The sequence below is a fragment of the Ruegeria lacuscaerulensis genome (assembly GCF_013034745.1).
Taxonomy (GTDB): Bacteria; Pseudomonadota; Alphaproteobacteria; order Rhodobacterales; family Rhodobacteraceae; genus Ruegeria; species Ruegeria lacuscaerulensis_B.
On sequence record NZ_WQGP01000010.1, the window covers coordinates 100,902 to 123,216 of the forward strand.

Genomic DNA, 22,315 nt, shown 5'->3' on the forward strand with positions numbered 1-22,315 from the left:
TACCTCACGAATAGATGCAGTCGCGGAGCGTAATCAGCCCCTGCTGCAACTCTGTTTTTGGAGCCACAAGCGCGGCCCGAATAAAATGCTCGCCCGGGTTTTGCCCCGGATCGCCTTGGGAAAGATATGCGCCCGGCAGAACCCGAACCCCGGTTTCACGCCACAGCTTCAATGCGGTCTCTTCGCCGTTGTCGACCGGTAGCCACAGGAAGAACCCGGCCTCGGGTGACATGTAACCTTGCACGCCCGCAAACACCTCATCCGCGATAGCGTATTTTTCCTGATAAAGCGCGCGGTTTTGGATGACATGCTCTTCGTCGGCCCAAACACGTGCAGCGGCGGCCTGCAACGGCAGGGGCAGTGGCGATCCGGCATAGTTGCGCAGCTGCTTGACCCGTTTGATCGTATCCGGCCCGCCCGCAATCAGACCCGAGCGTAACCCTGCCAGGTTCGACCGCTTCGAGAGTGAGTTGAACAGCACCACACGTTCGGGGTCTGCGCCCATCTCTTGCGCGACGGTCAGGGCGCCCACTGGTGCCTCTTCACGGTAAATCTCGGAATAGCATTCATCCGCAAAGATGCGGAAATCGTACTTTTCGGCCAACCCGATGAGTTCGGCCCAATAGTCGCGCGAGGCCACAGCGCCCTGCGGGTTGGCGGGCGAACAGATATAAGCCGCGACAGTGCGGTTCAGCACATCCTCGGGCAGGCCTACATAGTCGGGCAGATGGCCAGTGGCGGCAGTGGCCGATACAAAAACAGGTTCCGCCGCGACCGAGATCGAGGCTACCATATAGACCTGATAGAACGGGTTCGGGCACAGGATGACCGGCTTCCGGCCATTCTTTTCCTCGGGGCACAGCGCCATGGCGGCGTTATACAACCCCTCGCGCGTGCCGTTCAGTGCCATCACGTTGGTGTCGGGGTCCATCGTCACGCCATAGCGGCGCGCGATCCAGTCGGTGATCGCGCCACGCAGCTCGGGTGAGCCTTCGTTGGGCGGATAACCTTGAAACCCTGCGGCATTCTCAGAGATGACATCCGTCACCCAGGCCGGGAAATCATGCATCGGCGCGCCGATAGTCATGTGAATCACATCGCCGCCCGGCTGATGGTGGTCCAACAGGGTGCGCAGACGCGGGAAAGCGTATTCCGGTAGGTTCGAAAACCGCTCGGGGAAATTCATATCTACTGCCTCAAGTTCGGGATCATACCGCCCCGTTTTAAGGCAGGTTACAGGCCGCACCCCACTTCGTCCAGACAAAGTGGCGGCGAATCAGGGGATTGTGGCATTCAGGCCAATGCCGCCTCGGCCGCTGATCCGATCCGTAGCAGAGCCTCCTCGGACCCCGGATAGCCCATCATCATCAACCCGCAGCCCGGTGTTCCTGTCGGCAAGGTCAGCGCGGCCAGACCCATCAGGTTGCCGATCCGCGTGTTGCGCAGGGCCAGCAGGTTTTCGGTGACGTAGTAGTCGTGATCGGTCAGCAAACGCTCCAGATTGGGCGGCAGAATCGGCGCTGTTGCAGCCAGAACAGCATCAAACCCGGATGTGGCCGCATCCCAGGCAGCGCGAGAGGCCTTCAGCTTGGACCACGCCGCGATGTAATCCGCACCCGAGACATTCTTGCCCGTGCGGAACCGTTCGAGGATTTCTGGATACATCGCATCCGGGTTGGCTTCGATCACATCGCGCCACAGCCCATAGGCCTCGGTCGTATAAAGCACACCAGACAGCGCCATCGCATCCGCCAGTTCGGGCACTTCCAGCGGCACGATCTCGGCCCCTGCATCGCGCAGACGCTCCAGCGCGCTGTCATAGGCGGCTCGAGGAGCGTCGCGCAGGTCATCCTTGGCGATGTTTTGCAGATCGGCAAAGCGGCGGCCTTTCAGGCTGGCCCCACGCAGGTCGGCGGGTGTACCGCCTTCCAACAGGGCCAGCATATGCGCCGCGTCCTCAACCGACCGGGCCAGCGGGCCCACAGTGTCGAAGCGCAGGCACAGTGGTACCGTGCCTTCAAGGCTGACCCGCCCTGCAGTTGTTTTCAGACCCACCAGATTGTTCCATGCGGACGGAATACGCACCGAGCCTCCGGTGTCGGATCCAATCCCACAAGCCGCCAAGCCCCACGCGACCGAGGCTGCCGCGCCCGAGGATGACCCGCCCGGCACGGCATCCACATCATCAATGCAGGGCGGTGTGTCGGTGATGGGGTTCAGACCAAGGCCCGAGAAGGCCAACTCGCTCATATGGGTTTTGCCCAGACACACCGTGCCCATGGCCGTGGCGTTGCGCACGACAACCGCGTCCGCCTGCGGCACCCGGCCTTTCAGCAGGGCCGATCCGGCCTCGGTCCCGGTGCCCGCGGTATCGAACAGGTCTTTCCAGCTGATCGGCACCCCGTCCAGCAGTGACCGGCGCAGACCCAGCGCAGCGCGATCCTGCGCGGCTTTCGCCTCGGCCCGGGCGCGATCATGGGTGACGCGCGCATAGATGCGGTCGCGGTAGGGATGGGCGTCGATGGCGGTCAGATAGGTCTCGGTCAGCTCGACCGGGTCAATCTGGCCCATGCCGATCCCCCGCCCCAGATCACACGCCGTCATGGTCAGCCAGTCCTGCATCCCTACCCCCTTGGAAATTCTGCTATGAGGCGACGGTAGCGACAGGACCGCACATGGACAATCCCGAAAGGGCGCGCATATTGCGAGGCATGGAACACAAGACCGATATCCTGATCGTAGGCGGCGGCCTGAACGGCCCGGCTTTGGCTTTGGCGCTGGCCCAAACAGGGCATTCTGTCACCGTGATCGACAGCTTGGCCCAGAAAGTCCGCAAGAACGCTGCGTTTGACGGGCGTGCCTATGCACTGGCGCTGGCCTCGCAACGGCTGCTGGATGCTGTGGGCGTGTGGGATAAGGTCTCTGATCACGCCCAGCCGATGCTTGAAATCAAGGTCACGGATGGACATGCGGGCGCGGGCCCATCGCCGTTCTTCATGCATTTCGACCATGCCGAGATCGAAGAGGGTCCGATGGGCTTTATGGTCGAAGACCGCCACCTTCGTCGTGCCTTTCTGGACGCCATGGCCGAAGAGACCCGGATCACGCAGATCAACGGACGCACGGTTGTCGCGCAAGAGGCTGACGCGACCGGCGTGACCGTGAAACTGGATGATGGCGCGACCGTGACGGGCGGGCTGCTGGTGGGCTGCGATGGCCGCCGCAGCGGCACCGCTGCGCGCGCGGGCATCAAGCGGACGGGGTGGGATTACGGTCAAACCGCGCTGGTGTGTGCGATTGAACATGACCTGCCCCATCACGGTATCGCGCATCAGTTCTTCATGCCGCCCGGCCCGCTGGCCATCCTGCCGCTGACCGGCAATCGCAGCTCGATCGTCTGGAGCGAACGGGCTGAAACTGCCGAGCGCATCAATGCCCTGCCCGAGGCCGACTATATGCAAGTCCTGCGCCCCCGCTTCGGCGATTTTCTGGGCGACATCCGGCTACAAGGCGATCGGTTCACCTACCCGCTGAACCTGACCATCGCCAATTCCTTTATCGGCGACCGCATGGCGCTGGTGGGCGACGCCGCCCACGGTATGCACCCAATCGCAGGGCAAGGCCTGAATGCCGGTCTGCGCGATGTGGGCGCATTGGCCGAGGTTCTGACCCTAGCTGGGCGACGGGGTGAGGATATCGGATCGGTGCTGGTGTTAGAGCGTTATCAGGAGTGGCGGCGCTTCGACACGGCCTCGCTGGCGATGGCGACAGACGTGTTCAACAAGCTGTTTTCCAACGACAATCCGCTTCTGCGTGCAGGCCGCGATATCGGGATGGGAATCGTCGGATCGCTGCCAGGCCTACGACGCGGCTTTGTGCGCGAGGCCGCCGGGTTGACCGGGGACCTGCCCAAATTGCTGCAGGGTCGCGCGATTTAGTCCAGCTCGCGCGCCTCATCCACCAGCATCACCGGAATGCCATTGCGGATCGGAAAGGCTAGACCGGCGGCTTTCGACACCAGTTCTTGTTTGTCCGCATCATAGTGCAGGGTCGTGTGGGTCTGCGGGCAAATCAGCGCCTCGAGCATGTGACGGTCAAACGCGTGTTCAGTCATTGCAAATGTTCCTCGCTCGATCCGCCGCGCATGGCGAATTCGATCAATGTTACCAACGTCTCGCGCCGGGTCCGTAAGCACGGGGCCTCAAGCAGGGCTTGTTTCTCTTCAGGGTCGAAATCCAGCAGCATGGACAGCGAATTTACCAGCAACTCATCATCCGCGTCTTTCAGCGTGTCCCAATCGGTTGAAAGATTCTGCGACGAAAAGAATTTTTCCAACAGATTCAGGAACCGCGGTCGATTGAACCCGTCATCCTGTTCGGTTTTGCCCAAGTCCCGGTCGAACCCGTCCCATGACACCGCGCACCGCCGATAAGGGGTAAAAGCGTCGAGTTCAGATTTCACCCGAAACCGGGAAATGCCGGTCAGCGTGATCAGATAGCGCCCATCCTCGGTTTCAGAGAACTGAGTGACGCGTCCGGCGCAACCGATCTGATGCAGTTTGGAGTCGTTGCTCTGACAGGGGTTCGGCTGCACCATTCCGATCAACCGCTCGGGCGTTTTCAGAGCATCGTCCAGCATCTGCAAATAGCGCGGCTCGAAAATGTGCAGCGGCAGGCGCGAACGGGGCAACAGCAACGCCCCGGGCAAAGGAAAAACGGATACCGTTTCCGGCAGGTCGGCGGGATGCATCATAGACCGGAGTGTAGCTCTGTTCAGAAATTAGGCAAATATCATCGAGCTAAGTTTACGCCGCCCGTTCAAAACAATCGGGTCATTTGGCTTGAGCGCATCAAAGATCGTGAAGAGCTGCGCCTTGGCGGCGCCGTCATTCCACTCGCGGTCGCGGCGAAACAGGTCCAGCAATTGCGCGACGGCCTCTTCCACGTCCCCGTTCGCGTGCAGCGCCTGCGCCAGATCAAAGCGTGCCTGATGGTTGTCTGGGTCCGCCTCAACCGCCGCAGTCAGCTCGGCCACGGGACCCGCATCCGCAGCCTGCTTGGCCAGTTCCAACTGCGCATGGGCGGCTTCCAGTTCCGGAGTGTTGGAGATTTCGGCCGGGGCACCGTTCAGAATTGCCTCGGCCTGTTCCAGATCATCTGCGGCGATATGCGCGCGCACCAGACCGCCGTAAGCGCCGGCATGGTTGGGATCTTCGCCCAAAATCGCGGCAAAAGTTTGGGCCGCATCGCTTGCCACGCCCTCGGCCAGCATTTCCTCGGCAGCGGCAACGGCTTCGTCCAACTGACCACCGGGGCTTTCGCCGCCTGCCGCCTCGATCACCCGATCAACGAACGCTTTGATCTCGGACCCCGGCAGCGCGCCCTGAAACCCGTCGACAGGCTGACCCTTGAAAAAGGCATAGACCGTCGGGATCGACTGAATGCGCATTTGCGAGGCGATCATCTGCGCCTCGTCCACGTTGATCTTGACCATCTTGACCGCGCCCTTGGCGGCGGTGACGGCCTCTTCCAGCATCGGGCCCAGCGTTTTGCACGGGCCACACCACGGGGCCCAAAAATCGACGATGACCGGCACCTCTTGCGAGGTTTCCACAACGTCGGCCATGAAAGTGGCCTCGGACCCTTCCTTGATCAGGTCGGCAGCGGCAGAGTCGGGGGCGGTATTCAGAAGATCCATGGCTGTCACTCTTTCGTTCGTACTTGCGCCCTATATGCAACCGCAACAGGCAGAAACCAAGGGCTGACTTGCGCGATTATAGGTCGAATGTGGCAAAGACCGGGGCGTGGTCGCTGGGTTTTTCCCACCCGCGCGCGTCGCGAAGAACGCGGCTGGAATGTCCCGCGTTCGAGATATCGGGCGTGGCCCAGACGTGATCCAGTCGCCGCCCCTTGTCCGCTGCCTCCCAGTCACGCGCGCGGTAGGACCACCAGCTATAGAGCTGCCCCTCGGGGATATCCTGACGGGTAACATCAACCCAACCGCCTGCATCTTGCGTCTCAGCCAGCGCCTCGACCTCGATCGGGGTGTGCGAGACAACCTTGAGCAGTTGTTTGTGCGACCACACGTCATCTTCGCGTGGGGCGATGTTCAGATCGCCGACCAGAATGGATTTTTCGGGCTTTTCAGCGCGAAACCAATCGCGCATGTCGGCGAGGTAATCCAGCTTTTGCCCAAACTTTTCATTCACCTCGCGGTCGGGCACATCGCCACCTGCGGGGACATAGAAGTTCTGGATGGTCACGCCGTTTTCCAGCCGTGCCGCAATGTGGCGGGCGTGGCCGAGACTGGCGAAATCCTTGTCGCCCACCTCCTCCATAAGGATGCGGGACAGGATGGCGACACCGTTGTAGCCCTTTTGCCCCCGCGCAACCATGTGGGTATACCCCAGTTCGGCGAAGCCTTCGGTCGGGATCTTCTCGACCGGGGACTTGCACTCTTGCAGACACAGCACATCTGGGGCCTCTTCCTGCAACAATTTCAGCACGATAGGCTCGCGCAGGCGGACCGAGTTGATGTTCCAGGTGGCAAGAGTAAAGGGCATAGCGGATTCCTCTGTCGCGGTTGGGCGCGACGTTAACGCGGTGCGGGGCGGGGTGCCATCGGAAAAACCGGTATGTCAGAGCCGCGAAGGCGCCGCATTCAGCAGGGCTTGCACCTCGTTGAATATCTCATCGACGATCTGTGCGGCGGGCATCACCTCGCGCACCATCGAAACGCCTTGCCCGGACCAAAGCGACATTGCCTCGACATCGCCCTGTGTTTCGGGCAGCGGGGTATAGCTTTGGTACCGCACCACGGCCTCACCATCAGGACGGTGGCCGATAATTTCCTGTTCGTTGGGACGCTGGCCCGGCGCGGCGGACCCTGCGTCTTTCCACTTTTGTGCGGTGGAATTGGCCAGCGCCCGATGCGGGGCTTGCGGCCATTTCACATCATAGAGGTCGTAGTACCATTCGGTCTGCGCCTCGGTCGCGTTCAGGACGCGGCGGCGGTATTCGTCATGAATCGTGGCCTCAACGCTGGCTAGAAACCGGGTGCCGACCCAAACGCCCGAAGCCCCCAGCATCAACGCAGCCGCCATGCCGCGCCCATCCGCAATGCCCCCCGCCGCAACAACCGGAACCGAAACCGCGTCCACAACGGCGGGAATCAACGCCATGGTGGCGACCTGGCCCCAGACGTGGCCTCCGGCCTCCCACCCCTGGGCGACAATGATATCTGCGCCAGCCTCTTCCGCCGCCTTGGCCTCGGCTGCGTTGCCGACGCTGGCCATCACCAGTAAGCCGCCCGTTTTGGCTTTGGAAATCGCCTCAGGCTCCATCCCCCAGAACAGCGAAACCGCGTGAACCTGTTTGTCGATACAGGTCTGAAGCTGTTCCTCATACGGAAATTCAAGGTTGATATTGACCGCAAAGTTCCGGTCCGTCAGAGCACGCACCGCGTCAATGCCGCTTGCGACCTGCGCCGCGGGCTTGCCCCACAACGGGATGACGCCATAGCCGCCCGCATTGCAGACAGCCGCCACCAGATCCGGGCCCGCCGCGCCCCCCATCGGCGCTGACAAAATTGGCTTTTCAATCTTCAACAATTCACGAATGTCACTGGACAAATCCCATCCCCCCCAAAACGATGGGCCGAGTTGGCACCGGTACCGGGGGACAAGTCAAGCGCGTCCGGAATTTGGGTGGTCACGGACGGTGGCCGAACGTCATACAGCCTCGTTCCACAAAAAAAGGCCGGGCCATCAGGCCCGGCAGTCCAACAGGGAGGTGCATGTCATAACCCGGACATGCGCGGGTTGGGAGTAACCTAATGATGACTTCAGGGTATCACTTTGATCCACATCAATCCACTGACAGTTAAGAGACCAGACGATATCCACCCGATTCTGTGACCAAAAGGCGTGCATTGGACGGATCGGGCTCGATCTTCTGACGAAGGCGATAGATGTGGGTTTCCAGCGTATGGGTGGTGACACCAGCGTTGTAACCCCACACTTCATGCAGCAGCACGTCGCGCGCGACCACGCCATCCGCCGAGCGGTAGAGGAACTTAAGGATGTTCGTCTCTTTCTCGGTCAGGCGGATTTTGCGATCCTCCTCGGTGATCAGCATCTTCATCGCAGGCTTAAACGTATAGGGCCCAAGAACAAAGACGGCGTCTTCGGACTGTTCGTGCTGGCGCAGCTGGGCACGGATGCGGGCCAAAAGAACCGGGAACTTGAACGGCTTAGGAACATAGTCATTGGCACCGGCATCCAGGCCCAGAATGGTGTCGGCGTCGCTGTCGTGACCGGTCAGCATCAGGATCGGGCTTTTGACGCCCTGCTTGCGCATCAGGCGGCACAGCTCGCGCCCGTCCGTATCAGGCAGACCGACGTCCAGAATAACAAGGTCATAAATCGCCTCGCGGGCTCGCTCCATGGCCGAGGCACCATCTGACGCTTCGAACACGTCAAAGTCTTCTGTCATCACGAGCTGCTCACTCAGCGCCTCGCGCAGGTCTTCATCATCATCCACCAGCAGGATTTTCTTAAGCTGTGCCATTCCCGGTCCTCCTAAGCCTTTTCGGACACTTGCGTGTCGAATATGCAATCAACAAGGTTTGCTGCAATCGTCTCACGCCCTCGTGTCCGGCGAGTAGGAATTATTTCACATTTCCTGCGGATCAGGATACAGAAAGAGGCTGATCGTTACAGGGTAACATAAATGAGTCTTATCCCCGACATATCGGAACTGCTGGCACGCGCCCGCGCGGACCTGCGTATGGGTGTCCCGGTCGTGCTAACGGATGACAGTGGGTTCAGCGTGCTGGCCATTGCCTCAGAAACCCTGAGCGCCCAACGGCTTGCGGATTTGCGCAGCCTTGGCGGCGAGCCAGTGGTTGCAATCACCGTAAGACGAGCTGAGACTCTGAAAGCGCGGGCCTATGACGGTGATCTCGCGCGGGTGGTCATTCCGGCAGATACCGATATCGGTTGGGTTCAGGCTGTGGCCGACCCTTCGGACGATCTGAACGCACCTATGAAGGGCCCCCTGATGACGGAACGTCAGGGTAATGCCAATCTGCACCGCATCGCCATTGCGCTGACCAAATCAGCGCGTCTGCTGCCCGCAGCCGTTGTGGTCCCGGTCGAGGACGGGCGCGCATTTGCCGCTGCGCACGGTCTGACCTGCATCGACCACACTCGCGCCGCACCGCATCTGGCCGATCGCAGCATCCTGAATGCCGTTGTCGCCGCGCGCCTTCCGATGGAGGTGTCCGAGGCAGGCCGGTTGCACGTATTCCGCCCCGAAGATGGCGGCGAAGAACATTACGCCATCGAAATCGGCCGACCGGACCGAAGCAAACCAGTATTGGCGCGGCTGCATTCGGCCTGTTTCACCGGCGACCTGATGGGCAGCTTGAAATGCGATTGCGGCCCGCAACTGCGGGGGGCACTGGCGCAGATGGGTTCGGAGGGCGCCGGGGTGCTGCTCTACCTCAACCAAGAGGGGCGGGGTATTGGGTTGGCCAACAAGATGCGCGCCTATTTCCTGCAAGATCAGGGGTTCGACACGGTCGAAGCCAACCACCGGCTGGGTTTCGAGGATGACGAGCGTGATTTCCGATTGGGTTCGGATATTCTGAAATCGCTGGGATTCAACTCGGTCCGATTGCTGACGAACAATCCTGCCAAGATTGCGATGATGGAGAAAACCGGCATCGCCGTGACCGAGCGTGTACCGCTGAAGGTGGGCGAAACCGCGCATAACCGCGGATATCTGGCAACCAAGGCGGCCAAGTCCGGCCACTTGCTGTGACCCCGCAAGATCTGGTTCTGACCCCGCGCGGCGTTCGGTTTGTCGGGCGTTTGTTTCCTTGCTCAATCGGCAAAGGCGGGCTGAGCAACGACAAACGCGAGGGCGATGGGGCGACCCCGACCGGCATTCATCACATCGTCGGGCTTCTGTACCGACCGGATCGTGTTGTGGCGCCGACCTCTTGGGCGATCCCGACTGGACCGCAGGATCTGTGGTCCGATGACGGAAGCGATTCTCGATATAATCAACTGGTACGCGCGCCCTACCCGTTCAGCCACGAGAGACTGCGCCGCGCTGATCCGCTCTACGATGTTGTGCTGCTGACGGATTGGAACTGGCCCAATGCAGTTCCGGGTCGTGGGTCGGCCATTTTTCTGCATCAATGGCGGCGACCCGGATTTCCGACCGAAGGTTGCATTGCCTTTCGGCGCGATCATCTGCACTGGATCGCGCAAAGGGTGCTGCCCGGGACGCGGGTAGTTATTCCTCGGGCCTGACGCGTTCGCCAAAGATCGCCGAGCCGACACGCACATGGGTTGCACCCAAGGCGATGGCCTTTTCGAAATCGTCGCTCATACCCATCGACAGCCCCTCAAGCCCATTGCGGGCGGCGATCTTCGCCAGCAATGCAAAATGCAGTGCAGCTTCTTCATCGACCGGAGGGATGCACATCAGCCCGACGACCGGCAGATCCAGCGCCCTGCATTCGGCAATAAACGTGTCAGCTTCGGATGGTTTAATGCCAGCCTTTTGCGCCTCTTCCCCCGTGTTGACTTGAATGAACAGGTCAGGGCATGCGCCCACTTCTTGCGCCAACCGTGCTAGTGTCTTGGCCAGCTTGGGGCGATCAACTGAGTGTATTGCGCTGAACAGCTCGGTCGCCTGACGGGCTTTGTTGGTTTGCAAAGGGCCGATCAGGTGCAAATCGACATCGGGATATGTTTCCATGAAACCGGGCCACTTTCCGGCCGCTTCCTGCACCCGGTTTTCCCCAAAGCACCTGTGGCCCTGCGCCAGAACGTCCAGTATGCGGTCGTTCGGCTGGACCTTGGACACCGCGATCAGTTTGACACTGCCAGCAACGCGCCCTGCGGCAGCCTCGGCCTTGGTGATACGGGTTGAGATATCGTGCAGCGGCATGGGTTCCCTCGAATTGACCTGAGCGCAGGAAAACACCATGTCGGCGCAAAAGAAAAGGGCAGGCCCGAAGACCTGCCCTTAAACCTTGCGGTTCAGCTCAACTTAGAAGTTGAAGCGAGCACCGAAGTCTGCGCGCAGAGTCGAGTCTTCGCAGATGTCGCAGTCGCTGTTGCCGATACCACCTTGCAGCGATGCACCGCCACCCAGGTCGTAGATCGCGCCGATACCGTACTGCTGAGTGTCAGCATCTGCGTTACCGTCACCGTAAGCTGCGGTCAGGGTCAGAGCGGAGCCAACATTGTAGGCTGCCGAAACACCCCATGCAGTGCCGTCGGTTGCGTCGATTTCGGTTTTATCGTCAGCGATGAACACGGTACCCGAGAAGTCGCCGAAGTCAGCACCCAGGGTCAGAACCAGCAGGCTCGGATCTTCGAGGCCGAGGTCACCAGCGTCGGTTTGACCATAAGCGATCGCCGCGGTGATGTTGTTGAAGGTGTAGGTCGCGCTGATGTCCCAGCGGTCCAGATCAATCGCTTCGCCATTCAGACCACCGGTCAGCTGGTCGTAAGACGCGCCGAACGCGAAGTCACCAACAGCATACTGGAAGAACACAGCGTTCGAACCTGCGCCGGTCGACGAGAAGGCCAGGAAGTCATAGTTCACGCCCGAGTACTGGCCGATGAAGTTTTCCAGACCAGGCTCGTTACCGTAGTAGTTTGCCAAGTTGTCGAAGGCGCCCGATACGTTGCCCGCGTCAACACGCAGACCACCGTACTGAACGGTGAAGCGTGCACCACTCAGCTGAGCTTCGCCAGCTTCGCCGTTACCGGCGTTTTCGTCAGCTTGCAGACGAACACGAGCCGAGAACTCAACGCCGCCATCGGTTTCAACGATGCCGTCGATGTTCAGACGGAAACGCGAGATCAGGATCACGTCGTCGGTGTCAACAACGGCAGTGCCGGTGCCAACATTGATTGCACCAGATGCGGTGGTGGTGACGGTGATGTTGGTCACGGCACCGGAACGATCTTCCAGGTACCCAATACCGAAGCGGCCGTAGCCGCTGAATTTGATTTCGGCCGACGCCATGCTTGCGGTTGCCAGCAGAGCGGTCGATGCGAAGAGAACTTTTTTCATCTTGTTTCCCTCGGTTTCAAAGTTTTTCTACTCGACACATGTCGTTGCACGTGTCTCAGCACGGGAACCGTTTCGCTCTTTTTACCCCCTTCGCGCAAGCTTGGCATAAAGCCTCGCGCCGCATTGGCCACGGATTGGTGCAAGGATGCCACAGTCGGTTACCCGTCCTGTCACACCGCCAATCCCACCCTAAAGTGACAAGAATAGACTTGTTGCGGCACCTGACCTTGTCTAGGAGTATCTCTGAACGAGTGAGACCCAATGATACAGGACCCTTCGACGATGCGCCCGCAGACGATTTTCGGTTTGATCCTTGTGACCGCCCTGGTCTCATCTTGCGGGTTGGGCAACTCTGAACCACCGAATCCAAACCTGCAGCTGACGTCGGATGGCACCAGCTCTTCCGAGCGCGAATTGAACGACCCGAATCGCTCGACGATCTGGGATGTGTTCGATACCGCTGATGCCGAGCAGGTCACCAATGTGAATCGCTACCTGTGGTCGGCGTCTCTGGACATTCTGAACTTCTTACCTGTCGAAGAGGTGGACCCCTTTACCGGTGTAATCGTAACGGGTTACGGCACACCTCCGGGTGGTGGTCGTCAATATCGCGCCACAGTGCATATCAGTGATCCGGCCCTCGCGGCGCGTTCGCTTTCGGTATCGCTTCAAACCAGCGGAGGCGCTCCTGTCAGCGCTGCAACCACGCGCGCGGTTGAAGATGCAATCCTGTCGCGCGCCCGCCAGTTGCGGATTGCGGACAACAAGCTCTAGCCACCCGCTGCAAATCACAATATTACCACGCCGGGCTCTGTCCCGGCGTTTTCATTCACGAAGGACCGCACGATGTCGCGCTACTCGGCCAACGAAATCGAAGCAAAATGGCAAGAGGCCTGGGACAAGGCCGGAATCTTTGCCGCTAATCACAAGGCGGACAAGCCGAAATACTACGTGCTTGAGATGTTCCCCTACCCGTCTGGCCGAATCCATATGGGACACGTACGCAACTACACGATGGGCGACGTGATCGCGCGGCACAAACTGGCGACTGGGCACAACGTGCTGCATCCAATGGGCTGGGACGCATTCGGGATGCCTGCAGAGAACGCTGCGATGGCTATCGGCGGCCATCCCAAAGACTGGACCTACGGCAACATCGCCGACATGCGAGGGCAAATGAAACCGCTTGGCCTGTCGATCGACTGGTCGCGCGAATTCGCCACTTGCGACCCGGAATATTACGGCCAGCAACAGGCGTTGTTTCTGGATATGCTTGAGGCCGGGCTCGTCTACCGCAAGAACGCCGTGGTGAACTGGGACCCGGTGGACATGACTGTTCTGGCCAATGAACAGGTGGAAAACGGGCGCGGCTGGCGCTCGGGCGCTCTGGTCGAGCGGCGCGAACTGACGCAGTGGTTCTTTAAAATCAGCGACTATTCCGAAGAATTGCTCGGCGCGCTGGACACACTGGAAAACTGGCCCGCCAAGGTGCGGTTGATGCAGGAAAACTGGATCGGCAAATCGCGCGGCCTGCAGTTCAGCTTTGAACGCACCGATGGTGCCGAGCCGATCACCGTCTACACGACTCGCCCCGATACGCTGATGGGCGCGTCTTTCGTCGGCATCTCGCCCGATCACCCGATTGCCAAGCAGCTGGAGGCTGAAAACGCCGAAGTCGCTGAATTCGTGGCCGAATGCCGCAAGGGAGGCACCACCGAAGAAGCGATCGAGACCGCCGAAAAGCTGGGCTATGACACCGGCATCACCGTCAAACACCCGCTGGACCCGAATTGGGAACTGCCAGTCTGGATCGCGAACTTCATCCTGATGGATTACGGCACCGGCGCAATCTTTGCCTGCCCAGCCCATGACCAGCGTGATTTGGACTTCTGCCGCAAATACGGTCTGCCGGTGGTCGATACGTTCTTTGCACTGGACGATGACACCCCGGTGGACAAGATCGCTTTCGTTCCGCCGAAAACCGAGAAAGTCCGCTGGGTGAATCACTTCGCAGGCCTCACTGAGGCAACAGGTGACGAGGCCATCAACACCACCGTCGATTTCGCCGAAAAGGCGGGCTGGGGCGAAGGTGTCACCAAATATCGCCTGCGCGACTGGGGTCTGAGCCGCCAGCGCTACTGGGGCTGCCCGATTCCCGTGGTGCATTGTGATTCCTGTGGTGTGGTGCCCGAAAAGAAAGAGAACCTACCAGTTCGCCTGCCCGACGATGTGACATTCGACAAGCCCGGCAACCCGCTGGATCGTCACCCGACCTGGCGCGACTGCGAATGCCCGTCCTGCGGGGCCCCGGCCAAACGCGAGACCGACACGATGGACACGTTCGTCGATTCGTCGTGGTATTTCGCTCGTTTCACCGCGCCCCGCGCCGAAACCCCGACCGATCTGGCCGAGGCCGAATACTGGATGAACGTGGATCAGTATATCGGCGGCATCGAACATGCGATTCTGCACTTGCTCTATTCGCGCTTCTTTGCGCGGGCCATGCAGATTACCGGCCACCTGCCCAAAAAGGCCATCGAGCCGTTCAACGCGCTGTTCACTCAAGGCATGGTCACGCACGAAATCTACCAGACCCGCGACACCAATGGCCGACCGGTCTATCACCTGCCCGAGGACGTGACCGACGGCAAACTGGCCGACGGTACCGAAGTCGAGATCATCCCTTCGGCAAAGATGTCGAAATCCAAGAAAAACGTGGTGGATCCGGTCAGCATTATCTCGGCCTTTGGTGCAGATACCGCGCGCTGGTTTGTGCTGTCCGATTCGCCGCCCGAACGCGACGTGGAATGGACCGCATCCGGGGCCGAGGCCGCCTTTAAGCACCTCAGCCGCGTGCATCGCATCGCCACTGAGATCGCCGAATCCGATGCGCCCGCCAATGCCGAGGATGAAACCCTGCTGCGTGAAATGCACAAAGCCATTCATGATGTGTCAGGCGGGGTCGAATCCTTTGGTTTCAATGCCTCGATCGCTAAGCTTTACGCCTTTACCAATACACTGGCGAAATCCAAGGCGGGCGCAGATGCCAAACGTCAGGCGGCCAAAACACTGGCGCAGCTGATGTCCCCGATGACCCCGCACCTGTCAGAAGAGCTGTGGAAATTGCTGGGCGGTGAGGGGCTGGTTGCCACCGCCGCGTGGCCCGTCGCAGATGAGGAGATGCTGGTCGACGATACCGTCACCCTGCCCATTCAGATCAATGGCAAGCGCCGCGCGGAAATCAGCGTTCCATTGGAAATGGACAAGGCCGAGGTTGAAAAAATCGCGCTCAGCACCGAAGCTGTGCAAAAGGCGCTGGATGGCAATGCGCCTAAAAAGGTGATCGTTGTACCGGGCCGGATCGTGAATGTCGTTGTTTGACCGCAGAACCCTGTTGATGCTGCCGCTGGCACTCGCTGCCTGCGGCTTTGAACCGGTCTATGCCCCCGGTGGCGCTGGCGCGGCTCTGGACGGGCGTGTCACAGTATCGGCGCCGAATTCAACCAACAGTTTTCTGCTGGTCCAGAATTTGGAACAACGGCTGGGCCGCAGTGCAAATTCGGGTAACGCCTATAATCTTGATGTCGATGTCTCGACTGTAGTTCGTTCTGCCGCGATCACCCAGACCAACGAGACCAACCGTCTGAATATCGAAGGCACCGCGACCTACGCGCTGCGGTCGAATGAGACCGGGCAGATTTTGGCCTCGGGCCAGGTGAACAATTTCGTCGGCTATTCCGCAGCCGGTTCGACCGTGTCGACTCTGGCGGACGAGCGGGATGCGATGCAGCGGCTGATGGTGATTCTGTCGGACCAGATCGTAACCGAGCTTTACACCGTCCCGGGACTTGGCACATGAAGCTCAGCCCACGCGAGGCTGAGGGGTATTTTGCGCGGCCTGACGCCGACAAGCTTGGGTTGCTAATATACGGCTCGGATGCGATGCGTGTTGCGTTGAAGCGCCAGCAAGTTCTGGCGGCCCTTCTGGGCGCAAATGCCGAAGAAGAGATGCGCTTGACGCGGATGCCCGGCAGCGATCTGCGCGGCGACCCGGCCCTGTTGCTGGATGCGGTAAAAGCCGTCGGGTTCTTTCCCGGCCCACGCGCTGTGTTTGTCGAGGATACCACCGACGTGGCTGCCCCTGCGATCCTTGCAGCCTTCGAGGATTGGGCACCCGGTGACGCTCAGATCATCGTCACCGCCGGGCTGTTGAAACCCAGCTCGAAAATCCGCAAGGCCTTTGAAGCACACCCTTCTGCCTATGCGGTCGGCATCTATGACGATCCCCCATCGCGGGCCGAGGTCGAACGGGTTCTGTCCGAGGCCGGGTTGAAGAACATCCCGTCCGATTCCATGTCGGCGATAACCGAACTTGCAGCCGGAATCAGCCCCGGAGACTTTGCGCAAACCATTGAAAAGCTGTCCCTATACAAGCGCGGAGACAGCTCTGAGCTGACCATCGAGGATATCGAATCCTGCGCCCCCCGCTCGACCGAGGCCGCGCTGGACGATGTTCTGAACGTGGTGGCCGAGGGCCGTGCGGGCGAAATTGGTCCTCTGATCCGCCGCTTGCAATCGCAAGGCACCAATGCGGTGACTTTGTGCATTGGGGCCACCCGGCATTTTCGTACACTTTACGCCTGCGCATCGGACCCTGGTGGGGCGGCGCAGGGTATCGGCAAACTGCGTCCGCCGGTCTATGGCAAACGGCGCGACCGGATTCTGCGGCAGGCGCAGGGATGGGGCGCGCCAAAGCTGCAAACCGCGCTGACCGTTCTGACCGATACGGACCTGTCCTTGCGGTCCGCCGGTCAAACCGCACCCGCCATGGCATTGGTGGAACGCGCCATGATCCGCTTGGCAATGCTGGCCCGGTCGCGTTAGCGCGCCAGCCATTGCACGGCCCCGCGCCCGGCCCAGCGCCCGGTGGCGAGGCACGCGGTCAGAAGATACCCCCCCGTCGGGGCCTCCCAATCCAGCATCTCACCGGCACAGAACACGCCAGGTTTGGCCGTTAGCATCAGGTGGCCATCCATGGCGCCTCGCTGAACCCCACCTGCGGTTGAAATCGCTTCGTCCATCGGGCGCAGCTGCGCGCCAAGGATGGGTAAGTGTTTGAGCGACGCAGCTTCGTGCCCTTGCGACGCACCTGCTTGCTTGGACATCTCATGAAACAGTGCAATTTTCTGTGGCGGCAGTTTCAGAGCCTTTTTCAGCCATTGAGACAACGTTGTTTTCGCGCTTTTTGCCTCAAACCTCGCCTGCAAAGCTTTCGCACCCAGATCGGGCACCAGATCGACATTAAGATCCGCTCCCCGACGCAGCGCCGGTGTAAGCGAATACAGCCCGCCGCCTTCCAGCCCGGCGGCAGAGATCGTGGCCTCACCCCTGCTGTGCAACTCTCCGGCCAGCCAGCGCACCGATTTCAGCGCCTTGCCGAAATGCGGCTGCATATGAGGGCTCCACGCCACCGACAGCGCCGAATTCGCCGGTTCGAACGAAGCCAGCGCCACACCTTTCTCTGCTAGCATCTTCGCCCATTGCCCATCTGATCCTAGCCGCGCCCAACTGGCCCCGCCCAGCGCCAGCACGGTCGCGTCGGGTTTGATGACCTGCGGCCCCTCAGACGTATCAAAGCGCAAAGCGTCGCCGTCCCAGCCCAACCAACGCCAGCGGGTTCGGATCTGCACACCCGCCTCGTCCAACTGCCGCAGCCATGCTCGCAACAGCGGCGAGGCTTTCATCGCGCTGGGAAACACCCGCCCGGTCGAGCCGGTGAACAGCTCTTGCCCCAACCCTCTTGCCCAGCCCTGCACCGCGACGGCGTCGAACTCGGCCACGATCGGACGCAGCCAATCGGCCGCGCCATATGCAGGCATCAAATTCTCGAACGTCTCGTCCTTGGTCAGGTTCAAGCCGGATTTGCCTGCCATCAGAAACTTGCGCGCGACAGAAGGCTTGGCCTCGGCCACCAGCACGTCGTGACCCGCTGCGGCAAGCTGCTCTGCCGCCATCAGACCCGCAGGCCCGGCACCGATTACAACTGCATGTGCCATTGCTGTCCTCTTGCCTTTCGCACGCCCTGAGCCACAGTCTGCCCCATGCCCGACCGCGACCCCATCTGCCCGCTATGTGACCGCCCCATTCCTGACGGGGGCGGAAGCCTGCACCATCTGATCCCAAAACTCAAAGGGGGCAAGGGCGGGCCTACGGTTTTACTGCACGTGATCTGCCACAAAGAGATCCACGCCACCCTGTCCGAAGCCGAACTGGCCCGCAATTTCAACACGGTCGAGGCCCTGCGTACACACCCTCGAATTGAGAAATTCCTGAACTGGGTGCGCAAACGCCCGCCCGGCTTTCGCTCAAAAGTTCCGGGCAAGCGGCGGGGGCGTTGATCAACCCGGCCAGACGCGATCCCCGAAAGCATCATGGATAGGGGCTTGCAGCCCTTCGATCTCGATCCCGCGACAATCTGGCGAGGGTGCGAATTGCGCACCTGCCACGTTCTGAAATTCCAAGGTCGTGTAGGGACGTTTCCACAGCCATTCCCGGTTCGCCACGGCCCACGGATCGGCATCCGGGGGCGTATCGTCGGTGAAGGCATAGAAATGCAGATCGAACCCATACTGGGCAACATCCTGCATCGACAAAAGGCGCATGCCCTGCGCGCGGCAGAACCTGTCCTCGGCCCCGATATCGCCTGTGCGCAGGGTGATCTGACCGATCCGGGCCTGCGCAAAAGGATCACTGGGGTCCGCCGCGTTGTCCGAGCGGTTGCCCTCAAAATCATGTTGCAGCAGTTCGATGACAAACCCCTCGGGGTCGGTCAGGTGGCACATATAGCCGATGTCCAGAAACTGCCGAGGGGTCGAGACCTCAACCCCCTGTCGCCGCAGATAGGCCGCTGCCAGATCGACGTCGGGAAGGGTTATGCCAATCTTCCAATAGCGCTGGCCTTGGTCGTGGCTATAGCCCCCACCCCCGGGCATCAGCAGCAGATCAGCATCTTCGCCCGCATATCCAAGACGCAGGCTCGCCCCCTGTTCTTGCGCGCGCATGCCCAAAAGCTCGCCGTAGAACTTTGACAGGCGTTCAGGGTCCGCGACCCGAAGACGGATGGCAGATAATCTCATGGGCAAAGCTCGGCAATTCCAGCCGCGATTTTCGGATCGGCGCTCAGGCTGTCTGCCACCAGATCCCGCGCCGTCTGCATCAATACGTCAGGTTCAACCACACGGTCGACCAGACCGAAGGCAAAGGCTTCATCCGCTGCGATCTTTTGCCCGGCCATCAGGACCATCTTGGTCCGGGATGGCCCGATCAGCGCTGCCATACGACCCGGATCAGACGGTTGAGGCAAAAACCCCAGCTTCATGACCGGGTAGAAAAACTTGGCCGTGGGCACGGCAATACGGATGTCACAGGCCAGAACCATCCCGTTGGCCCCGCCCGCCAGCGTCCCGTTCAGGGCCGCCACGGTCAGGCATGGCAGCGCTGCAATGGCTCCGGACAGACGTTCCCACAAATCCGAGGTTGCCAGCCCTGCCCGCGCCTCATCCAGATCGGCACCAGCGCTGAACACCTTGCCCGCACCGGTCAGGATCAAGGCGCGTGCCTCTGTCGCGGCTTCGGCTATTTCGCAAAGTTCGGTCAGCATTGCCCCGGTCAGCGCATTGGCCTTTCCGGGGTTGTTCAGCGTAACGATCCAAAGCCCGTCCGCCTTACTTAACTCAATCACGTCAGACCTACCCGTTGTCGAATGTCCTCGCGGCGTAGCGATATCTCATCACCCAGAAACTCATCGGCGTCCTTGGTGCACATCCATAGCAACGCGCGCGCGGGCCAATCGGCGGGGATGTGATCGCTCCACTCCAACTGGCTGACGGCGTTGATGCCGCTGGCCTTGATCACGCGCTGCATATCCGTGGCCACAGTACCCGGAGATAGCCCCATCGCGCGGATGCCGTGAATAGATTCCTCAAGATGCAAACACTCGGTCAGCATCTTCGCCCCGGACTTGGAGGCGCAATAGTGGCTCCACGCCTCAATCGCGTTCGAGGCCGCGCCGGACGAGATGGTGATCACCGTCCCTCCACCGGCTGCCCGCATAATCGGCAACGCGGCGCGCATCCCGTAGAAAACGCCCTTGAGGTTAATATCGATCGCCTTACCCCAAGCCTCGACATCGGCATTCGACAGATGAAAGATCGGATCAATCACACCCGCATTGCCGATCAGCACGTCCAGCCCGCCAAAGCGGTCCACGCAATCGGCCACGGCCTGTTCGACCTGCGCAAAATCGCTGACGTCACATTGCAACGCAATCGCATTCTCCCCCAGCGAAGCCGCCAGAGCATCGATCTGGTCCCTGTTGCGCGCAACAAGGGCGACATTCGCCCCGGCCGCGGCAAAAACGCGCCCTGCTTCGGCCCCGATGCCGCGACTGGCCCCAGTTATCAGTACGGTTTTTCCTTGCATGTGGACCCTGTACCTCCGTTGTTTTGAGATTGTGTAAACCTCTACCTCGCTAACGGGGAAAGGGTCCAGCCCTTGCCCCTTGACGCCCGACGCCACAGGCACGACGATGCCCGCAAAATTGATCAAGAAGGGTTCTTGTAATGTCCGTTTTCCTTCGCCGCAGCAGCGGCGCTGTTTTGGCCTATGCCGTCATTTCCCAAGGCGCGTTTGCCGATGTTACTGCACAGGATGTGTGGAACGACTGGCAAAGCTATCTGTCCCAGATGGGCTACACGGTCGAGGCGCAGCAATCAGCCAATGGCAATGTACTTAGCATCACGGACATGAACCTAAACATGGTTCTGCCCGAAGAGGACAGCAGTTTTAAAATGCAGGTCCCGCAGATGACGCTGACCGAAAACGGCGATGGAACCGTCAGCATTTCCCTGCCCGAAACTCTGCCGATGACTGTCTCGGGTGAGGGTGAGGGCGAGGCGTTCTCGGCCAAGATCCTATACACCCACAAAGGTCTGAACATGGTCGTGTCGGGCAGCCCGGATGAGATGACCTATGACTACACCGCCGACACGCTGGGGATCACGCTGGACGAGATAACGGCCAATGATGAAACTCTGCCCAGCGACGTTTTGGGTGTGGCCGTACAGCTAGCCAATCTGGCAGGCAGTTCACGCATGAAGATCGGTGAAAACCGCGATATAGACCAGACCTTCACCGCCAGCGCACTCAGCTATGATCTGGCCTTCGACGACCCTGAAAACGACGATACCGGCAAGATCGACGGCAAGTTGGAACAGCTTGCGTTTGAAGGCACCAACGTCATTCCGTCGAATTTCGATGTCTCGGACCCTCTGGCCTTTTACCAAAATGGTTTCGAATTCTCGGGGCTGTTTACCTATGCCTCCGGCAAAACGGCCATCGCGGGCACCTCGGACGGAGAAAGCTTTGACATGAGCAGTTCCTCTGAGGGGGGGCGGTTCGGGGCCAGCTTTGACGCGCAGCGTCTGGCCTATGATCTGGAGCAGAACAGCACCAAACTGGCAGTGACCACGGCAGACCTGCCTTTCCCGATCGAGATTGCGATGGCCAATGCCGGGTTGAAATTCGAATTCCCGGTGCAGAAATCCGAAGAAATTCAACCGTTCGGCTTTGCCTTCAACCTGACCGATTTCACCATGTCGGACGTGTTGTGGAGCATTTTTGACCCCGCAGGTGCGCTGCCGCGAGATCCAGCCACCATTGCTTTGGATACGGCGGGCACTGCAAAAATCCTGACAGATTTCTTCGACCCCGAGGCAGTCGAGTCGCTGGCCTTGTCCGAAGACGCGCCGGGTGAGTTGCATTCGCTGAAGATCAACGAGCTGCTGGTGTCTCTGGTCGGTGCAAAACTGACCGGTGAGGGCGACTTCACCTTCGACAACACCAATACGCAAGAACTGGGCGGCCTGCCCACACCTGTCGGCAGCACTACATTGCAACTGGTCGGGGCCAATAAGTTGATCGACACGCTGATCAGCATGGGATTGGTTGCGGAAAGCGATGCCCTGGGCGCACGGATGATGATGGGTCTGATGGCCGTTCCTGGCGAAGAACCCGATACGCTGAATTCCAAGATCGAATTCACCGAGGATGGCCAAATTCTGGCCAATGGTCAGCGCATCAAGTGACCTGCACTGTCAGAGGGTGGTCATCACCTGCCCTCTGACGTCCTTTCCGGTTCGAACCCGGTGACGATT

At 60.2% G+C, this 22,315-nt stretch carries 23 protein-coding genes; 9 read left to right on the forward strand and 14 right to left on the reverse strand.

Features of this window, described 5'->3' with window-relative positions; all coding sequences use genetic code 11:
* Positions 1-4: 4 nt before the first annotated feature.
* The gene (locus GOV79_RS18885) at positions 5-1,186 is read right to left on the reverse strand and encodes an aminotransferase class I/II-fold pyridoxal phosphate-dependent enzyme (RefSeq protein ID WP_170791215.1); all 1,182 of its coding nucleotides are present in this window, start codon (positions 1,184-1,186) and stop codon (positions 5-7) included.
* Between the two features lie 107 nt (positions 1,187-1,293).
* Positions 1,294-2,622, reverse strand: coding sequence for an amidase (locus tag GOV79_RS18890; RefSeq protein ID WP_170791217.1), 1,329 nt, complete (start codon positions 2,620-2,622; stop codon positions 1,294-1,296).
* 53 nt (positions 2,623-2,675) lie between these two features.
* Between GOV79_RS18890 and GOV79_RS18895 the strand changes: the two genes are divergently transcribed.
* Positions 2,676-3,938 carry an FAD-dependent monooxygenase gene (locus GOV79_RS18895; protein WP_237218065.1) on the forward strand — a complete coding sequence of 421 codons (1,263 nt, stop codon included), beginning with the start codon at positions 2,676-2,678 and terminating at the stop codon, positions 3,936-3,938.
* Here the strand turns inward: GOV79_RS18895 and GOV79_RS18900 are convergent.
* The 6 genes from GOV79_RS18900 to GOV79_RS18925 form a co-directional block, all read right to left on the reverse strand.
* Positions 3,935-4,114 carry a Trm112 family protein gene (locus tag GOV79_RS18900; RefSeq protein ID WP_170355381.1) on the reverse strand — a complete coding sequence of 60 codons (180 nt, stop codon included), beginning with the start codon at positions 4,112-4,114 and terminating at the stop codon, positions 3,935-3,937. The two genes, GOV79_RS18895 and GOV79_RS18900, sit on opposite strands and share 4 nt — an antisense overlap.
* Positions 4,111-4,752: an LON peptidase substrate-binding domain-containing protein gene (locus GOV79_RS18905; protein ID WP_170783076.1), complete on the reverse strand. Its 642-nt coding sequence runs from the start codon at positions 4,750-4,752 to the stop codon at positions 4,111-4,113. Before GOV79_RS18905 ends, GOV79_RS18900 begins: the two co-directional genes overlap by 4 nt.
* Positions 4,753-4,779: 27 nt before the next feature.
* Positions 4,780-5,697, reverse strand: a complete 918-nt coding sequence (gene trxA, locus GOV79_RS18910) for a thioredoxin (protein ID WP_170791219.1) — start codon at positions 5,695-5,697, stop codon at positions 4,780-4,782.
* A gap of 76 nt (positions 5,698-5,773) precedes the next feature.
* Positions 5,774-6,562 carry an exodeoxyribonuclease III gene (locus GOV79_RS18915; RefSeq protein ID WP_170791220.1) on the reverse strand — a complete coding sequence of 263 codons (789 nt, stop codon included), beginning with the start codon at positions 6,560-6,562 and terminating at the stop codon, positions 5,774-5,776.
* A 75-nt stretch (positions 6,563-6,637) separates the two neighbouring features.
* The gene (locus GOV79_RS18920) at positions 6,638-7,630 is read right to left on the reverse strand and encodes an NAD(P)H-dependent flavin oxidoreductase (RefSeq protein ID WP_170791223.1); all 993 of its coding nucleotides are present in this window, start codon (positions 7,628-7,630) and stop codon (positions 6,638-6,640) included.
* Between the two features lie 250 nt (positions 7,631-7,880).
* Complete coding sequence (locus tag GOV79_RS18925) at positions 7,881-8,567, reverse strand: response regulator transcription factor (RefSeq protein ID WP_170355386.1); 687 nt, start codon at positions 8,565-8,567, stop codon at positions 7,881-7,883.
* Positions 8,568-8,729: 162 nt separating this feature from the next.
* On the opposite strand from GOV79_RS18925, the gene ribA reads away from it, so the two are divergent.
* Positions 8,730-9,824, forward strand: coding sequence for a GTP cyclohydrolase II (ribA, locus tag GOV79_RS18930; protein WP_170774805.1), 1,095 nt, complete (start codon positions 8,730-8,732; stop codon positions 9,822-9,824).
* Positions 9,821-10,321 (forward strand): L,D-transpeptidase family protein, encoded by a 501-nt coding sequence (locus GOV79_RS18935; RefSeq protein WP_170791226.1) that lies wholly within the window; start codon positions 9,821-9,823, stop codon positions 10,319-10,321. Before ribA ends, GOV79_RS18935 begins: the two co-directional genes overlap by 4 nt.
* Here GOV79_RS18935 and GOV79_RS18940 read toward each other — a convergent pair.
* Positions 10,305-10,964 carry a YggS family pyridoxal phosphate-dependent enzyme gene (locus GOV79_RS18940; RefSeq protein ID WP_170791227.1) on the reverse strand — a complete coding sequence of 220 codons (660 nt, stop codon included), beginning with the start codon at positions 10,962-10,964 and terminating at the stop codon, positions 10,305-10,307. The two genes, GOV79_RS18935 and GOV79_RS18940, sit on opposite strands and share 17 nt — an antisense overlap.
* 102 nt (positions 10,965-11,066) lie before the next feature.
* Positions 11,067-12,101, reverse strand: coding sequence for a porin (locus GOV79_RS18945; RefSeq protein WP_170774811.1), 1,035 nt, complete (start codon positions 12,099-12,101; stop codon positions 11,067-11,069).
* A gap of 282 nt (positions 12,102-12,383) precedes the next feature.
* On the opposite strand from GOV79_RS18945, the gene GOV79_RS18950 reads away from it, so the two are divergent.
* The 4 genes from GOV79_RS18950 (at position 12,384) to holA (ending at position 16,985) form a co-directional block, all read left to right on the forward strand.
* Positions 12,384-12,875, forward strand: coding sequence for a DUF3576 domain-containing protein (locus tag GOV79_RS18950; protein ID WP_170783667.1), 492 nt, complete (start codon positions 12,384-12,386; stop codon positions 12,873-12,875).
* 72 nt (positions 12,876-12,947) lie between these two features.
* Positions 12,948-15,482, forward strand: a complete 2,535-nt coding sequence (leuS, locus tag GOV79_RS18955) for a leucine--tRNA ligase (RefSeq protein ID WP_170791229.1) — start codon at positions 12,948-12,950, stop codon at positions 15,480-15,482.
* Complete coding sequence (lptE, locus tag GOV79_RS18960; protein ID WP_170791232.1) at positions 15,469-15,960, forward strand: LPS assembly lipoprotein LptE; 492 nt, start codon at positions 15,469-15,471, stop codon at positions 15,958-15,960. The genes leuS and lptE overlap by 14 nt, the downstream gene beginning before the upstream one ends.
* A complete protein-coding gene (gene holA / locus GOV79_RS18965) occupies positions 15,957-16,985 on the forward strand; it encodes a DNA polymerase III subunit delta (RefSeq protein WP_170791234.1) in 1,029 nt (342 codons plus the stop codon). The genes lptE and holA overlap by 4 nt, the downstream gene beginning before the upstream one ends.
* On the opposite strand, the gene GOV79_RS18970 is transcribed toward holA, so the two are convergent.
* Positions 16,982-18,157 carry a TIGR03862 family flavoprotein gene (locus tag GOV79_RS18970; RefSeq protein ID WP_170791235.1) on the reverse strand — a complete coding sequence of 392 codons (1,176 nt, stop codon included), beginning with the start codon at positions 18,155-18,157 and terminating at the stop codon, positions 16,982-16,984. The two genes, holA and GOV79_RS18970, sit on opposite strands and share 4 nt — an antisense overlap.
* A 45-nt stretch (positions 18,158-18,202) precedes the next feature.
* On the opposite strand from GOV79_RS18970, the gene GOV79_RS18975 reads away from it, so the two are divergent.
* On the forward strand, positions 18,203-18,499 hold the full coding sequence (locus GOV79_RS18975; protein ID WP_170791237.1) for an HNH endonuclease: 297 nt from the start codon (positions 18,203-18,205) through the stop codon (positions 18,497-18,499).
* Here GOV79_RS18975 and GOV79_RS18980 read toward each other — a convergent pair whose 3' ends face one another.
* The 3 genes from GOV79_RS18980 to GOV79_RS18990 are packed head-to-tail and all read right to left on the reverse strand — an operon-like array spanning position 18,500 to position 20,582.
* Positions 18,500-19,237: a VOC family protein gene (locus tag GOV79_RS18980; RefSeq protein ID WP_170791239.1), complete on the reverse strand. Its 738-nt coding sequence runs from the start codon at positions 19,235-19,237 to the stop codon at positions 18,500-18,502.
* Entirely contained in the window at positions 19,234-19,842 is a 609-nt protein-coding gene (locus tag GOV79_RS18985; RefSeq protein WP_170791240.1) for an enoyl-CoA hydratase/isomerase family protein, read from the reverse strand. The genes GOV79_RS18980 and GOV79_RS18985 overlap by 4 nt, the downstream gene beginning before the upstream one ends.
* Positions 19,839-20,582 (reverse strand): SDR family oxidoreductase, encoded by a 744-nt coding sequence (locus GOV79_RS18990; RefSeq protein ID WP_170791242.1) that lies wholly within the window; start codon positions 20,580-20,582, stop codon positions 19,839-19,841. The genes GOV79_RS18985 and GOV79_RS18990 overlap by 4 nt, the downstream gene beginning before the upstream one ends.
* A 140-nt stretch (positions 20,583-20,722) precedes the next feature.
* Between GOV79_RS18990 and GOV79_RS18995 the strand changes: the two genes are divergently transcribed.
* Complete coding sequence (locus tag GOV79_RS18995; RefSeq protein ID WP_170791243.1) at positions 20,723-22,246, forward strand: DUF2125 domain-containing protein; 1,524 nt, start codon at positions 20,723-20,725, stop codon at positions 22,244-22,246.
* The last annotated feature ends 69 nt before the right edge of the window (positions 22,247-22,315 follow it).